The 15,111-nt window shown below is 66.2% G+C and carries 11 protein-coding genes and 1 pseudogene; 3 read left to right on the top strand and 9 right to left on the bottom strand.

Annotated features, from left to right (window positions below; translation table 11 throughout):
- Positions 1–58: 58 nt before the first annotated feature.
- From AUL34_RS13955 to AUL34_RS13940, 4 genes are all read right to left on the bottom strand, one after another.
- Positions 59–1,396, bottom strand: a complete 1,338-nt coding sequence (locus tag AUL34_RS13955; RefSeq protein ID WP_061934817.1) for an aspartate aminotransferase family protein — start codon at positions 1,394–1,396, stop codon at positions 59–61.
- Between the two features lie 152 nt (positions 1,397–1,548).
- A complete protein-coding gene (gene yghX, locus AUL34_RS13950) occupies positions 1,549–2,439 on the bottom strand; it encodes a YghX family hydrolase (RefSeq protein ID WP_061934815.1) in 891 nt (296 codons plus the stop codon).
- Positions 2,440–2,467: 28 nt separating this feature from the next.
- The gene (locus AUL34_RS13945) at positions 2,468–5,605 is read right to left on the bottom strand and encodes an efflux RND transporter permease subunit (protein WP_061934813.1); all 3,138 of its coding nucleotides are present in this window, start codon (positions 5,603–5,605) and stop codon (positions 2,468–2,470) included.
- 3 nt (positions 5,606–5,608) lie between these two features.
- Complete coding sequence (locus AUL34_RS13940) at positions 5,609–6,892, bottom strand: efflux RND transporter periplasmic adaptor subunit (protein WP_061934811.1); 1,284 nt, start codon at positions 6,890–6,892, stop codon at positions 5,609–5,611.
- A 224-nt stretch (positions 6,893–7,116) separates the two neighbouring features.
- Here AUL34_RS13940 and AUL34_RS13935 point away from each other — a divergent pair, with 224 nt between their 5' ends.
- Both AUL34_RS13935 and AUL34_RS13930 read left to right on the top strand, forming a co-directional pair.
- Positions 7,117–7,836 carry a response regulator gene (locus AUL34_RS13935; RefSeq protein ID WP_061934809.1) on the top strand — a complete coding sequence of 240 codons (720 nt, stop codon included), beginning with the start codon at positions 7,117–7,119 and terminating at the stop codon, positions 7,834–7,836.
- Entirely contained in the window at positions 7,833–9,248 is a 1,416-nt protein-coding gene (locus AUL34_RS13930) for an ATP-binding protein (RefSeq protein WP_061934807.1), read from the top strand. The genes AUL34_RS13935 and AUL34_RS13930 overlap by 4 nt, the downstream gene beginning before the upstream one ends.
- 241 nt (positions 9,249–9,489) lie before the next feature.
- Here AUL34_RS13930 and AUL34_RS23105 read toward each other — a convergent pair.
- Together AUL34_RS23105 and AUL34_RS13925 are read right to left on the bottom strand one after the other, a co-directional pair.
- Positions 9,490–9,873, bottom strand: a pseudogene (locus AUL34_RS23105) (ATP-binding cassette domain-containing protein); the annotation flags it as partial.
- A gap of 66 nt (positions 9,874–9,939) precedes the next feature.
- Positions 9,940–10,971, bottom strand: a complete 1,032-nt coding sequence (locus tag AUL34_RS13925; RefSeq protein ID WP_061934805.1) for a class I SAM-dependent methyltransferase — start codon at positions 10,969–10,971, stop codon at positions 9,940–9,942.
- 255 nt (positions 10,972–11,226) lie between these two features.
- Between AUL34_RS13925 and AUL34_RS13920 the strand changes: the two genes are divergently transcribed.
- The gene (locus tag AUL34_RS13920; RefSeq protein WP_192845757.1) at positions 11,227–13,215 is read left to right on the top strand and encodes a bifunctional diguanylate cyclase/phosphodiesterase; all 1,989 of its coding nucleotides are present in this window, start codon (positions 11,227–11,229) and stop codon (positions 13,213–13,215) included.
- 278 nt (positions 13,216–13,493) lie between these two features.
- On the opposite strand, the gene AUL34_RS13915 is transcribed toward AUL34_RS13920, so the two are convergent.
- From AUL34_RS13915 to AUL34_RS22605, 3 genes are read right to left on the bottom strand one after another with little or no spacing between them, the layout of a single operon-like run.
- Entirely contained in the window at positions 13,494–13,901 is a 408-nt protein-coding gene (locus AUL34_RS13915; protein ID WP_061934801.1) for a cytochrome c family protein, read from the bottom strand.
- Positions 13,891–14,793 (bottom strand): cytochrome c oxidase assembly protein, encoded by a 903-nt coding sequence (locus AUL34_RS21935; protein WP_192845756.1) that lies wholly within the window; start codon positions 14,791–14,793, stop codon positions 13,891–13,893. The genes AUL34_RS13915 and AUL34_RS21935 overlap by 11 nt, the downstream gene beginning before the upstream one ends.
- A complete protein-coding gene (locus AUL34_RS22605) occupies positions 14,781–15,110 on the bottom strand; it encodes a hypothetical protein (protein WP_061934797.1) in 330 nt (109 codons plus the stop codon). The genes AUL34_RS21935 and AUL34_RS22605 overlap by 13 nt, the downstream gene beginning before the upstream one ends.
- Position 15,111: the final 1 nt, after the last annotated feature.

Here is a 15,111-nt window from a genome sequence, read left to right as displayed (position 1 = left end):
CTCCCGGTGGTGTTCGGACCGGGCGCCTCGCGCCCGGCCGGTGCGGCCGTTGCGGACCCTACGCCACGGCGGCGATGGCCTTGCCGAGGACATCGACGATTTCGCCGATCTGGCCGCTCTCGATGACGAGCGGCGGGGACAGGGCGATGATGTCGCCGGTGACGCGGATGAGAAGGCCCTTCTCGAAGCAGTCGACGAACACGTCGTAGGCGCGCGAGCCAACCGATCCTTCGCGCGATGCAAGCTCGATGCCGGCAATGAGGCCGATGGTGCGGATGTCCGTGACGTGGGCCGAACCTTTCAGTGAATGGATCGCCGCGTCCCACTCGGCCTGGATCTCCGTCGCGCGGGTAAGGAGGCCCTCGCTCTCGTAGATGTCGAGCGTTGCGATGCCGGCGGCGCAGGCGGCCGGGTGGCCGGAATAGGTGTAGCCGTGGAACAGCTCGATTGCGCCCTCCGGCCCTTGCATCAGCGCGTCGTGGACCTTCCGGCTCGCAAAGACCGCGCCCATCGGAAGCGCGCCGTTGGTCAAGCCCTTGGCGGTCGTGATGAGATCGGGAACGACGCCGAAGAAGTCGGTGGCGAACGGCGCGCCGAGGCGCCCGAAGCCGGTGATGACCTCGTCGAAGATGAGGAGGATGCCGTGCTTGTCGCAGATCGACCTGAGGCGCTCGAGGTAGCCCTTCGGCGGGGGCAGGACGCCCGTGGATCCCGCGACGGGCTCGACGATGCAGGCGGCGATGGTCTCCGCGCCGTGAAGGGCGACGAGGCGTTCCAGATCGTCGGCAAGCTCGGCCCCGTGTTCGGGCTGGCCCTTCACGTAGCCGTTGCGCGCTGGGTCGAACGTGTGGCGTAGATGGTCGGTGCCGGGGAGTTGCGGGAAGACGCGTCGGTTGTTGACGAGGCCTCCGACCGAGATGCCGCCGAAGCCGACACCGTGGTAGCCGCGCTCGCGCCCGATGAGACGGTTGCGTGTACCCTGGCCGATGGCTCGCTGGTAGGCGACCGCGATCTTGAGCGCGGTGTCGACGGATTCCGAGCCGGACCCGGTGAAGAAGACCCGATCGAGCTTGCCGCCTTCCGGACCCGGTGCGATCTCGGCAAGCCGCTCGGCGAAGTCGAAGGCGATCGTATGGCCCATCTGGAAGGAGGGCGCATAGTCGAGCGTCGTGAGCTGCCTCTGCACGGCTTCCGCGATTGTGCGGCGGCCGTGGCCTGCGTTCACGCACCAGAGGCCTGCCGTCCCGTCCAGCACCTTGCGCCCGTCGTCGCTCGTGTAATGCATGCCCTCGGCCGCCACGAGAAGGCGGGGCGCCTTCTTGAACTGGCGGTTGGCGGTGAAGGGCATCCAGTAGCTGTCGAGCACCGGGGCGTTCGGCTTGGCGTGAACGTTCATCGTGGACCTCCTAGGCAATGGCGCAAGGAAGCGCTCGATCACCGCCGCGGACAAGCCCTTTCTGCATCGACGGGAAGCCTGTTCAGGGAACTCCCGGCGTGTTGAAGCGCGCTCGCCTTCCACGGGCTGCGCCCGAAGCCAGGACGTAACGCTCAGGCCAGATACTTGCGGAACCAAGCGATCGTACGCTCCCAGGCCAGGTTGGCCGCCGCCTCGTCGTAGCGCGGGGTCGAATCGTTGTGAAAGCCGTGGTTCACACCGGGGTAGATGTAGGCCTCGAAGGTCTTTTTCTCCGCCTTCAGCGCCGCCTCGTAGGCCGGCCAGCCCTCGTTGATGCGCGTGTCGAGTTCGGCGTAGTGAATGAGGAGAGGCGCCCGGATGCGGGCGACGTCCTCGGCCCTCGGTTGACGCCCATAGAAAGGCACGGCTGCACCGAGATCGGGGCGCGCGACGGCGGCCGCGTTGGCGACGCCCCCGCCATAGCAGAAGCCGGTGATGCCGATCCGCCCCGTCGTCGCCTCGTGCTGGCCGAGGAAGTCGACGGCCGCGAGGAAGTCGTTCATCAGCTTTTCCGGATCGACCTGCGCTTGAAGCTCGCGCCCCTTCTCGTCGTTGCCGGGATAGAAACCCACCGACGTCAGGCCGTCGGGAGCAAGCGCGACAAACCCCGCCTTGGCGACGCGGCGGGCCACATCCTCGATATACGGGTTGAGCCCACGGTTCTCGTGCACAACGACGACGCCCGGGACCTTGCCCGTCGCCTTGGCGGGACGCACCAGATAGGCGCGCACCTCGCCGTGTCCTTCGGGCGAGGGGTAGGTGATGTATTCCGCCGTGATGTCGGGATCGGTGAACTCGACCTGGGTTGCCATCGCGTAGTTCGGGCTCATGACCGACAGAAGCGCGGTGGCGGTCAACCCGCCCACGGTGAACCGAGCCGCCCGCTCTAGGAACTCGCGCTTTGTGACGAGCCCGTGGGCGTAGCCGTCGTAGAGTTCTAGGAGTTCGGGCGGAAAGTCCTTGGCGGTCAGGCGTTCGGTCATCGGATCCTCCTCCGGCTGAAGCTGAGCATCATTCCGCCGGCGCGGCAACGGCCTCCGGGGTCGCGGGGCGACGCGCAAGCCGGGCACCGAGGCGCATCACCACCGCGAAGAACAGCGGGACGAAGAAGATGCCGAGCGCGGTCGCCGCGATCATGCCCCCCATCACACCGATGCCGATGGCCCGCTGGGCCCCCGCACCGGCACCCGTCGAGATCGCGAGTGGCAGCACGCCTAGGATGAAGGCGAACGAGGTCATCAGGATCGGGCGCAGGCGCAGCCGTGCCGCTTCCAGCGTCGCCTCCACGAGGGGGCGTCCGGCGGCGTGCAGATCCCGCGCGAACTCGACGATCAGGATCGCGTTCTTGGCGGCCAGACCGATCGTCGTGAGAAGGCCGACCTTGAAGTAGATGTCGTTCGAAAGACCGCTGGCGCTGGCTGCGACCAGCGCGCCGAAGACACCGATCGGAACCGCGAGGATCACCGAGAACGGTACCGTCCAGCTCTCGTAGAGAGCCGCGAGACACAGGAACACGACGAGCACCGACAGGGCATAGAGAAGCGGCGCCTGCGATCCCGAAAGGCGCTCCTGATAGGAAAGGCCGCTCCAGTCTACCGTCCAGCCGGGTCCGAGGTCCGCGACGAGCTGCTCCATGCGCGCCATGGCCTCGCCAGACGACGTGCCGCCGGCGGCGGAGCCCTGGATGTTGATCGCGCTCAGCCCGTTGAAGCGTTCCAGACGGGCCGCTCCCTGATCCCAGCCGATCTGCGTGAAAGCCGAGAACGGGACCATCTCGCCCTTGGTGTTGCGGGCGTACCAGCGGTCGAGATCGCTGGGCACCATGCGGAAGGGCGCGTCGGCCTGGACATAGACGGGCTTGATGCGGCCGTTGTTGTCGAAATCGTTGACATAGTCGCCGGCCCAGGCCGTTGAGAGGACGCCGTTGACCGCCGCAACGTCGATGCCGAGCGCGCCAGCCATCTGGTGGTCGATCTTCACGTCGAGCTGGGGCTGCGTCGGCGTGCCGTTGCGGCGAACGCCCGACAGCATCGGGTCGGAGCCAGCGGCTTGGAGAAGGCGCTGCCCGGCGTCGGCGAGGGCTTGCGCGCCCTGGCCGCCCGAATCCTGGAGATACATCTCGAAGCCGCCGGATTGACCCATACCCGGCAGGGCGGGCGGCGATAGGGCGACGACGCGTGCGTCGCGGACCTTGGCGAAGGCGCGCATCGCGCGGCCGGCGATGGAAGCGGCGTCCTGGCCCTTCGCCGTGCGTTCGTCGAAAGGCTTCAGCCGTACGAAGGCCATCGCGAGGTTCTGGCCCTGGCCGCCGAAGGAGAAGCCCTGCGTCGCGAAGACCGCCTGGACGCTGTCCTTCTCCTGCGTGAGGTAGAACTGCTCGACCTGATTGAGCACCTCGAGCGTGCGCGCCCGCGTCGCGCCAACGGGTAGTTCGATCTGCGTCATCAGCACGCCCTGGTCCTCCGGGGGCAGGAATGACGAGGGGAGGCGCGTGAAGAGGTAGGCCGTGCCGCCGCAGATCACGAGGAACACGACGAGGACGCGAATGGGGCGAGCGAGGAGGCCGCCGGTCGCGCGCTCGTAGCCGTTCGTGAGCGCGCCGAAGCCCCGGTTGAAGCCGCGGAAGAACCAGTTCTTTCGCGCGCCGTGCGTCGGTTTCAGAAGGGTGGCGCAAAGGGCCGGCGTCAGCACCACGGCTACCACCACGGAGAGAAGCATGGCGGTGACGATGGTGATCGAGAACTGCTGGTAGATGATGCCGACCGAGCCGCCGAAGAAGGCCATCGGCAGGAACACGGCCGACAGGACGAGCGCGATGCCGACGAGCGCGCCCGTGATTTCGCGCATCGACTTCTCGGTCGCCTCGCGGGGGCCGAGGCCTTCCTCCTCCATGACACGCTCGACGTTCTCCACCACCACGATCGCGTCGTCGACGAGAAGGCCGATGGCGAGCACCATGGCGAACATGGTCAGCGTGTTGATGGAGTACCCCGCCACGGCCAGCACGCCGAACGTGCCCAGCAGCACCACGGGCACCGCGATGGTCGGGATCAGCGTCGCGCGCCAGTTCTGAAGGAACAGGAGCATCACTACGAACACGAGAACCACCGCCTCGATCAGCGTGTGAACGACCTTCTCGATCGAGAGCTTCACGAAGGGTGTCGTGTCGTTAGGATAGACGATGTCGACATCCGCGGGCAGCGAGCCCTTCAGCCGCTCCATCGCCGCCTGGACGCCCTCCGCCGTGTCGATCGCATTGGCCCCGGCTGCCAGGTTCACGCCGAAGCCGGCGGCCGGCTGGCCATTGTAGCGAGCGCTGGTGTTGTAGCTTTCCGCACCGATCTCGACGCGCGCGACATCGCCGATCGTCACGAGCGAGCCGTCGGTCGCCGTCTTCAGGATGATCGAGCGGAACTGGTCCGGTGTCTGCAGCTGGCTCTGCGAGGTGATGGTGTAGTTCATCTGTGCGCCGGGCGCAGACGGCGAGGCGCCGAGCTGGCCGACTGAAACCTGGCTGTTCTGCGCGGCGATCGCCGACGTCACGTCGCCGGGCGTCAACTGGAACTGGGCGAGCTTGGCCGGGTCCAGCCAGACCCGCATGGCATAGCCGGAGCCGAAGAGGTTGAGATCACCGACGCCCGGCACGCGGCGGATCGCATCCTCGAGGTTGGTAGAGACGAGATCGGCGAGGTCGATCGAGGTGTAGGACGGATTGGTCGAGGTCAGGGCAGCGACCATCAGGATGCCGGACGACGACTTCGACACCGTCAGGCCCTGGCGCTGCACCGCCTCGGGGAGCTGCGAGGTGACCTGGGCGAGCTTGTTCTGCGTCTGGACCTGCGCGATGTCGGGGTCCGTGCCGTTCCGAAAGGTCAGCGTGATCGAGGCGGTGCCGGCCGACGTCGAGTTCGACGCCATGTAGAGAAGGCCGTCGAGCCCCGTCATGTTCTGCTCGATGATCTTCGTCACCGAATTTTCGAGCGTCTGGGCGCTGGCGCCGGGATAGGTGGCTGAGATGCGCACGTTGGGCGGCGCGATGTCGGGGTACCGCGAGATCGAGAGTTGCGTCAGGCCGAGAAGGCCGCCGAGCATGATCGCGATCGCGATGACCCAGGCGAAGACGGGCCGGCGGATGAAGAACTGGGCCATGGTTCAGTCCTGCGCCTTGCCGGTTGTCTCGCCGCGCCCCGCGACCTTCTGCGCCTCGACCGGCGTAGGGGTGGTCGGTGCGGTGGCTTCGACGGGACGCGCAACGCCGTTCTCGTCCAGCGTGACCTCGACCGCCGACACCGGCTTGCCCGCCTGCATCTTCTGGAACCCGTCGACGACGAGGCGGTCGCCGTCGAAGACGCCGGATGTCACCACCCAGTTGCCGCCGATGTCGGTGGAAAGCTGGAGAACGCGGGTCTCGGCCGTGCCGTCCTCCTTCACGAAACTCGCGGTCGGCTCGCCCTTGTTGTTGCGTGAGACGGCCCGCTGGGGAACCAGGAAGCCCTGGTCGTCGACGCCGATGTCGAGCGTGGCGCGCACATACTGGCCGGGCAGCAGCAGGGCCTCGGGGTTCGCGAAGCGGGCGCGAATGGTGAAGCTGCTCGTCGTCTCCGACACGAAGCGTTCTCGCGCCTCCAGCGTACCGGGCTCGCCGTACGGCGTGCCGTCGGGGAGGCGGAGCGTGATCTTCGGCGGCGACGCCTTGTCGCCGAAGGCGGATCGGAAGCCGCCCGTCTCAAGTGCGGCCCGGTTCTTGATCAGATTGCCGGACGATTCCGTGAGATCGACATAGACCGGATCGAGCTGGCGGATGGTGGCCAGCGCCTCCGCCTGACCGGCGGTGAGGAGTGTGCCGGCATCGACATTGGTGGTGCCGATCATCCCGTCGATGGGCGCGCGGATCTCGGAGTAGCCGAGATTGATGCGGGCCGTCTCGACCGCCGCCTGCGCCACGGCGATGTCGGCTTTCGTCTGGAGGAACAGCGACTGCGCGTCCTCCTTGTCCTGCTCGCTGATGACCGTGCTCGCCGACAGGTTGGCGTATCTCTGCGCCTTCGCCTGGACGCTGGGAAGCGACGCCTCGGCTTTCGTCAGCGTCGCCTCGGCGGCGGCCAACTGCGCCTGGAACGGTTTGGGATCCAAGCGGAACAGGACGTCGCCCGCCGTCACGCGGCTGCCGGGCTCGAACACGCGCTCGACGACGATCCCGCCGACCTGGGGCCGAATGTCGGCGGTTCGAAACGCGACGACGCGGCCGGCCATGTCGCTGTGGATCGTCACGGAGCTCGGGTGCAGGGTCACGAACCCGACCTCCGGCGGTGTCGCCGCGGCCCGAGGGGGCGCAGCGGCTTCCGGCTGGGTGCAGGCGGACAGCGCCGAAAGGGCCGCGAGGCCGATCAGGAACCCGGCGACGCGGCGCCGCGGTGGGGGAGTATCGACAGACATCAGGACCTATCCGCAGCGCGAGCGCGAGCGCCCGCCAACTTGATACCCGTCATAAACTGGTGCGGTGTCGGCAGGTGTGTCACCCCCATGGCGCTTTGTCGCAAATTGTATCCGCGCCCCGGCGTTCGGCCCATACGGTACATCTCGTTACAAACTTTCCGCCACGGCGCGGCGCGGCGGGTGTAGAGGCGAAGGCCACCATTCGAGTTCGATCGAGGGCCATCATGTCCGCCGTTCCACATATCGTCGTGGTCGACGACCACCGCGAAATCCGGGACCTCGTCCGCAAGTATCTGGTCCAGCAGGGCTTCCGCATCAGTGTGGCGGACGGCGGGCGCGCCCTGCGCCGCCTGCTCCAGACCGAACGTCCCGACCTCATCGTCCTCGACATCATGATGCCGGACGAGGATGGGCTGACCATCTGCCGCGATCTACGCGCCACCAACGGCGTTCCGATCATCTTCCTGACCGCCGTCGCCGACGAGACCGACCGCGTGGTGGGGCTCGAGCTCGGCGCCGACGACTATCTGACGAAGCCGTTCTCCGCCCGCGAGCTGCTGGCTCGCATCAAGGCGGTGCTTCGTCGCGTCAACGCGGTGCCGCCGCACCGCGAGTTGCCCGTGAACCAGCGCGTTCGCTTCGCGGGCTGGCTGCTCGATCTCGGACGCCGGGAACTGCAGGGCGCCGACGGCGTCACGGTCTCCCTGTCGACCGCCGAGTTCCGTCTGCTGAAGGTCTTCGTGGAGCACCCCGGCCTCGTGCTGACGCGCGACCAGCTTCTCGATCTGACCACAGGACGCGAGGGCGACGCCTTCGACCGCTCCATTGACAACCAGGTCAGCCGCCTGCGCAAGAAGGTGGAAGCTGACCCGCGAACTCCCTCGCTGATCCAGACGCATTGGGGCGGCGGCTATCGGCTCGCCGCCGAGGTGACACCGGCATGATGTCGTGGTGGCACAAGACCCTTTCGGGGCAGCTCGTCGCCGCTCTTCTCGGCGCGCTGCTCCTGTCGCAGGTCGCCTCGTTCCTGTTCGTCTGGCAGGAGCGCAAGCAGGTGCTGGAGGCGAGCGACCGGACGGAATTCACCAACCGGACGCAGTCGCTGGCGCGCCTCGTCGCCTCGGTGCCCACCGACGTGCGCGCTCGCATTGCCCGCGCCAGCGCGACCGACGACACTCGTTTCTGGATCGCCGGGACCGCGGAGCCCCGCTCCGGCGAGTGGCTCGCCGCGATGCGGGCGCAGTTCGCGACGCCGCTCGCCCAGCTTCTCGATGCTTCCGAGGGCGTCGTCCAGGGGGGCGGCCGCCGTCCCGGCGAGGCGGCGCGCGCCATGGCCGGGGCGACGGTCGCCGACGAGCGGTCGCCACCCGTCGACTGGCCCGGCGACTTGCCGACCGAGGCCCGCGCCGTCGCGTTCGCCGACGACCTCGGTACCGGCTTCGCCGTACCGCTCGGCGACGGCACAAGCTTCAACGCCGCCTACTACAATCATTTCTCCGGCTCGATCCTGACGACGCCGTTCCCGCTCACCTTCAGCCTGACGGCGGGTCTGGTGGCCCTCGTCGCGATCGTCGCGATCCGGCGTATCGCCAAGCCGCTCGCGCGTCTGACCGAAGCCGCCGAGACGCTCGGGCGCGGCGAGGCGCTCGATCCGCTGCCGGAAACGGGGCCCGACGACATTCGCCACACGGCCGAGGCCTTCAACCGGATGCAGGAGCGGCTTCAACGCTTCGTCCAGGACCGGACGCGGATGCTGGCGGCGATCGGCCACGACCTGCGCACGCCGTTGACCACGCTCCGCCTGCGCGCCGAGTTCGTGGACGACGAGGAACTGCAGTCCCGCATGTTCGCGACGATCGACGAGATGCGGGCGATGACCGAGGCAATTCTCTCCTTGGCCCGGCAGGAAAGCGAGACCGAGCCGACACGCACCGTGGACCTTGGCACCCTGGTAGAAAGCCTGTGCGAGGACCTTGCGGAGGTCGGCAACGATGTCCGGTTCGTGGAAGGCGAGCGCGTCACCACCTGCCGCTGTCGACCCGACAGCGTGCGCCGCGCCCTGCGCAATCTCATCGAGAACGCCGTTCGCTACGGCGAGCAGGCGCGCGTCTCACTTGCGCCGGCGGATGATGGCGTGGAGATTCTCGTTCGCGACAGGGGGCCGGGCATTCCGCCGGACCGGTTGGAGGACGTCTTCGCGCCGTTCGTGCGCCTCGAAGCTTCGCGCAACTCCGAGACGGGTGGCGTTGGCCTCGGACTGTCGATCGCCCGCGCAATCGCCCGCCAGCACGGCGGCGACGTGACGCTGCGCAGTGACGGGTCGGGGCTGGAAGCCGCGATCCGCCTGCCGCTCTGAACCGCCTCGTCATGCGCCCGTCGCGACAAAGCGAACGCTGCCAAGCATGGCCGGTTTTCGACGCATCGCCGCGGTCGCGCTTCGTGACGATGCACGGCACCAGCATGTTCTCTGAGGTAGGTCTGTCGATCAGCCCAGCACCCGCTGCTCCCCGAAAGCGCCTTCTACAAGGCAGGGCAAGTCCAATGAGGTCGCAGACACCTCCGGCGCTCCTGGTGTCGAGGTTGCCTGTCGGCTTGTCCGCGAGGACGATCGCTGGAACTGCGACAAACGCCCTTGCGATCGCCTCGCGCTGCCGCTGCCCACCCGACGCGTGCGTCGCCTTGCGACCGGCAAAAGCGAGGCGGCTACCCTGGTCCAATAGCCGCTCGGCCGTCCGTCGCATGTCCTTGTCGGCGTATCCGCGCCGCACGAGCAGCGGCACCATGACGTTCTCGACGGCGCTGAACGCCGGGATCAGATGATGGTACTGGAAGACGAAGCCGATGCAACGTCCGCGAAGCATAGTCAGCCCATTCTTGTCGAGCGTTCCCGTATACTGTCCGTCTATCGTCAGGCTTCCGCTCGTCGGCGTGACACAGGTCGCGACAGCCTCGCTCGTACGGCAATCCGGAACCGAGAGGATCCGGACGCTCGACGATTGAACAGCCGGGCCTTCAGTACCGCCGCCTGACGTTCGATATCGGTGCGGCTAACGCATCCGAAGTGTTCCGTAGACGATGTTCCGGTTTTCCCCGTACCAGACATGCGCATCGAACAGATTGCGGTCGACGCTCGCATTGATGATCCGCCACATGTCGGCCTCCGACCGCAGGATGAGCGGCCAGTCCATGAATGTTTCCATGTACCCGGCCGATGCGATCTCGTCGCTGAAGTTGGCGAACAGAATCGTACCATTGGGCTTTAGGAATTCGACCAACCGCTGCATGAGCTTCACGGCCGTCTTGTCGTTCAGGTAGTCGTAGAGTCCCGAGGCGTAGACAAGGTCGAAAGAGCCGAGTTCGTAGGATCGGCGCAGGAGACCAAGCACAGAACCGTTGAGCGGTTGGATGACAGTTCCGCCATGGGCCTTGGTCATCACCTCGATGCTGATGGGGTCCTGGTCCAAGGCCACCCAGCGCCCGATCTTCCCCGCTGGAAGGCTTTCGCAGATCTCCGCTTCACGAAGGTGCCCCGCCGCGACGGCAAAGATCTGTGCTCCTTCCTCTGTCCGTCCGGCGACGTCGTCGACGGTCCTGGCGAGGATACGGCAGCGCTCGCGTCCGGCTTCGCAAGCGGGAACTTCCGACGTGTAGTCGTAGATCGCACGTCCGAGCGGCGAGCAGTCCGCCAACAGATGATCCATGCTCGGGTGCTTGTAATAGATGTCGAGCAGGCCGGCGTCGCCGGAATAACCCCGGGGCTTTGTGGCTGACCAATGGGTCAGCGGATCCTCCATCAGGAACCGTTTGACGGAATGCCCTTGCGCGAGCTCGACCACGGCGTCCCAGACGTCGGGCGCGCAGGTTCTCCGCAATTCACCGAGGCGAGCCGCCAACCGTTCGACGATGCCGCTCGGGGATAGGCCGTCGACAAAGGCCCGCTCGGCCATCGACAAGATCGGAAGCACATTGCTCGCGGCAACCTCGAACCTCGATGCCGCCTCTTCCGCGGGCAATGCAAGCTTTGAGGACCGGACAAGATTGCCGGTGATGAGGCTTTGTCCGTCAATTTCAAATGCCATTCCGATGATTCCACCCAATCACACGCCAGAGATGCGAAGTGACTGTCCTACGAATACGGAAAATCTTATACGAATTTTTAACGATTTTTTGGATCGAACGGGGGTTATCCAGAAGCGGCTTTAGCAAGTCTGTAACGACCTGAGCCTAGTGTGACTTGAAGCCTGCATTCCGCGGGTATGAATACATCCGTATGGGCGCGCAGGTTCGGCACCGACGGAATCGAATCACGGGCGCTGATGGGAAGAAATGAACCCTTGACCGTTGGCGACGATGATCTCGAGGAGCGTATCGAACGGGCATTGGTTCGATCGCGCTGGAAGAGTTACGATCCGGTACTACGTGGATTGTTCGAAAGCCGGACCGAGCGGGCGGACATAGGCTTCCTGCACCGGGGGGTTCGTGCCGCTGTCGCCTGCTTCATCTCATTCGGGTTGTTCGACCTCTGGCTCTTTCCCGACATTGGGTTGTCCAGTGCGACGACGCGGATCCTGTTGGGTCTTGCGATCCTCGCGTTCGTCGAGTTCCTGGTCTGGCGCCAGGTCGGCTTGCAACTGGTCAACTCCGCCTGCGCGATCGGCTTGTTCGTCGCCGCTGCGGTGTGGTCGGAGATAGCGAGGCACACCGCTTACCAGGATGCCTTCGCGCTGTTTCTGGTTTTCGGTACGGTCTTCGTCGTCAGCTCGAGCCTCTTCTTCCGGTTCCGGTTCGCCACGAGCGCTGCCTGCTCTTCGGCCATCACCTTCCTGTTGTGCGGTGTTGCCGCGACGACCGACGTTTCGTTCGGTACCAAGCTCGTCCTGATCGCCTACTTCCTGACCTTTCTCTGGTTTGCCCTCTATCTTTCGTGGCAACTCTCTTTCGAGCGCTACGCCACGTTCCTCAACGAGACCCGCGCACGCATCAACGAGAAGGCGGCTCGCGACAACGGTCGGCAGCTCGCTCGGATCGCCAACACGGATCATCTCACCAAGCTGCGCAACCGCCGAGCCATGGTGGAGGCCTATTCCGAGTATCGGGAACGATGGAACTCCGATGGCCGAACGATCGGCGTGCTGCTGATCGATGTCGACCACTTCAAGGCGTTCAACGACCGTCATGGCCATCAAGCCGGCGATCGCTGTCTGATCAGCGTCGGAAGTGCACTAGATGCTGCTGCAGAGCGACACGATGCCATCGTCGGGCGCTACGGAGGCGAGGAGTTCATCGCCTTCTCCCACGTCGAGGACGAAGACGCGCTCCTTCGCCTCGCGGAGGACATGCGCAAGTCGATCGAGGCTTTGGAGGTCCAGCATTCCGAACGCTCGGATGGCATGGGGATCGTGACGGTCAGCATCGGCGCCAGCGTAACGCGTTCCGGAGTTGTCCCGGATCTCGAGCGCATCAGCAGCGAAGCCGATCGGGCCCTCTACTTCGCGAAGGCGGAGGGACGCAATCGCACCCACCGCTTCGACCCCAGCGTCCCGGAGAGCCTTCATCGCGATCACGAGATTACGGAACTTCTCGCTCGTGCCGTTTCGGACGGCTTGGCGTCGTTGGTCTATCAGCCGATCGTCGCAGCCGACACGGGACGACTGTGTGCCGTCGAGGCACTGATGCGGTTGCGCACCGACGAGGGGGTATCCATAAGCCCGGCGTCGTTCATCCCGGTCGCGGAACGCACCGGATTGATAGGCGAGCTGGGGCGGTGGGTGCTGCGTCGAGCCTGCACCGACATTCTCGTCGCCGGTGTTGCCGATCGTGTTTCGGTGAACGTTTCGGGTGTCCAGTTGCGGGCGCCCGGCTTCCCCATGTATGTCGCCCGCCTTCTTGCCGAACTCGGGCTGCAACCCTCGACGCTGGCGCTTGAAATCACCGAGAGCGTCGACATCGCCTTGGATGCCCATATTCTGGACGTCGTCGGTAGCCTGAAGGCGCTCGGGGTACAGATCTGGTTGGATGACTTCGGAACCGGATATGCCGGGCTGAGGTGGTTGCAGATGATCACGTTCGATGTCGTGAAGGTGGACCGCTGCTTCCTCCGCCGTGCCGACTCGCAGGACGGGCAGAACTTCCTTCAGGACGTGCTGCATCTCCTGCGAAACAGGGACGTATGCGTGCTGGTGGAAGGCGTCGAAACAGACGGCGAACTGGCACTCGTGCGCTCGGCCGGTGCCGATCTGATTCAGGGATACCATACGGGCCGACCACAGCCTTCGAACTCGCTCGTGGCGATCGCCCATCATCGGTCGGGCGGCTCCGCGTAGCTCGGGCGCGCCGGGTCGCTCTACCTCGTTGTGACTGCAACGCGTGATTGTGTGCCATCTTGAAGCGAAGGGGGCTTCGTCACCGGTCGGCCTTCGTGCGCCCTATCGAGCAGATTTTCCTTCTGATGGTTGAACCCGAGAACCGCGATCAGGCTGCCTTCCGTGGAACGTCATCGGCTCTGCTCCCGGTGAAGCGAGGCTGAACCGGAAAGGCCTTGGCGGATCGTGGCCTGCCTGAGCCTCTGGCTTCCGCCGTCGGAAGTCCACGCGCATGCCCTTCAGTTCAAGGTCAGAAGATAGGCCGCGATGTCGCGGGCGTCGGTTTCGCTGATGCCCTGGTTCGGCATGCCGTTGCCGGGCTTCACCGACTGCGGCTTGCGCAGCCATAGGTCGAGTTCTGCGGGATCGTTGGGGAGGAGCCCCGCGATTTCGGCGCGGCCGGCAAAGCCTTCGAGCGAGGGACCGACGCGCCCGCTCGCAGCCAGGACGCTGGGGATTTCATGACAGGCGCCGCAGCCATAGCGCCCGATCAAGACCTTGCCGGCGTCGACATGGCCACCTGTCGCAGCTTCCGCCATGGTCCGGGCGCGTGCCTCCCTTTGCCACTGCGCAAGGCTGAGAGCCGCGGACGCGGCAAGGAGCCCTGCGACGAACAAGGCGAGGCCGAAGCGCAGGCTAGCGGACATCGGCCATGTCCTTCCGGGCACGCAGGAGCGAGGCCACGACGAGAAGGGCCGCTAGCGCATGGACCATGCCGCCCGGCACCCACATCACGAGGCCGGCGAGTTGCTGGTCCTCGGCGGGCGACAGACCGAAGGGCATCTCCCCCATCCGCGCATAGGCGGCGTACCAAGGGCTTTCGGACACGGCCATCAGGGCGCCGAGCGCGCCGCCGACGAGCGAGGTGACGAAAAGGCAGAGGGCGGCGATCGCCGGCTCCCCCGCACGGGCGCCGCGCGCCCCGCGTCGTCCGAGCATGGCGTTCCAGAACAGGAGCGCAGAGGCGACGAAGCTTGCGTGCTGCGCGATGTGGAATGCGCCGTGTTCCAGCGCCAGGTTGAAGGGCGCCGGCGCGTGCCAAAGCCAGAGCGCGGCCGCCTGAATTGTCGTCGCGCCGACCGGGCCGGACAGGGCGCGCCAAGGACCGGACGAGCCGATCGCGGCCCCGATGCGTCCCAACCGCCGGCGGACGGTGCCTGGAAAGGCCCAAAGCATCACGGCCAAAGGCTCGCCGAGTACGAGGACCGGTGTGGCTACGAGCATCAGGATCTCGTGCTCCACCATGTGGAGTAGGAATGACCGCTCCCCGGCCGCGTGAAGCGGGGAGACCAGGGCGAGGGCGAGTATCGCCCAGCCCAGCCAGAACAAGCGCCCATGCCGCGCAAGTTTGGCGCGCCCGCGTCCGCTCCGCGCTGCGAGCCGTGCGCTGCCAACGGAGTATAGGAGACCGAGGAGCGCCAGCGACACGGTGATCCGGGGATCCAAGGTCCAAGGGAAGCCGGCATTTGCGTGCGGGTGCCCATCATGCGCGATGGCGGGAGCTGCGAGGACGCAGAGGAAGACGGTCAGCGCGCGCACGGCGGGACAATCAAGGTGGCAAGCGTCTGGAACAGGATGGCAAGCGCGAAGACGCCCGCACCAAGGCTTGCGACGCGTCCCATCCAGCGGCCTGTCGAGCCCTCGCGGCGCGTTCTGTCCTCGATCGCCCGGTAGCTCGCAGCCAGCGCCAGAAGGCAGGCAAGGAAGGCTCCGGTCCCCCAAATCGGTCCGATCCATCCCGCCGCAGCGCAGGCCGGGCGCAGCGTTGCGGCAAGGCCCGTCTCGAACGTCATCCAGGCGGCTGGCGGCAGGAGGAGGGCGACGGGAAGGGCGAAGCGGCCGATCGGAGAAGTCATG

This window comes from Aureimonas sp. AU22, from assembly GCF_001463745.1.
Classification (GTDB): domain Bacteria; phylum Pseudomonadota; class Alphaproteobacteria; order Rhizobiales; family Rhizobiaceae; genus Aureimonas.
Note: the sequence above shows the minus strand (reverse complement) of the source record. Positions and strands in the feature narration are given on the sequence as shown.